General features: G+C 55.5%; 1 protein-coding gene. It reads left to right on the top strand.

Features of this window, described 5'->3' with window-relative positions:
• A partial coding sequence (locus tag EOC93_RS34375) for a hypothetical protein (protein ID WP_164759405.1) occupies positions 1-419 on the top strand: 419 nt, incomplete at its 5' end.
• Positions 420-508: the final 89 nt, after the last annotated feature.

Below are 508 nucleotides of genomic sequence, written 5' to 3'. Positions count from 1 at the left end.
AGCGAAAGCCGATTTTCGAGAACGATATGGATCGACATTTCCAACGCGATGAAGCGATCCAAGAGATAGTTGCGTGTCTGGCAGGTCCTTTTGCAGAATCCGCATTCGAAGGCTATCTGGACCCGCGCGATATGGCGATGAATGCGTCCGATGGGAATGAGGGGAGCAGCGACTACGCGGATGCCAAGCGAATCTATGGTGAGTTGCGGTTCCTGATGCCGCGCCGCCCCCGTTGGAGGCGGATCGAAGATCGCACGGCCCGGCTAGTACTCGATCACTGGTCAGCCATCGAAGCATTGGCCGCGCATTTGCTGGTCAAGCATGATCTCCAATTCGATGAGGCTCTGACGATTGTTGCGCCGCATCTTCCGCCCATGCCAGCAGCTACGCCGCCAGAGCGTCATCCGCAGCCTGCTTGATCAGCCATTCGATGTGATTTGACCACATCTGCAACACCTCGCGCTTCTCCTTGACGTTGCTATAGAGATTGTAGATTTCGCCAATGTCT

The sequence above is a fragment of the Mesorhizobium sp. M6A.T.Ce.TU.002.03.1.1 genome (assembly GCF_003997275.1).
Classification (GTDB): Bacteria; Pseudomonadota; Alphaproteobacteria; order Rhizobiales; family Rhizobiaceae; genus Mesorhizobium; species Mesorhizobium mediterraneum.
Note: the sequence above shows the minus strand (reverse complement) of the source record. Positions and strands in the feature narration are given on the sequence as shown.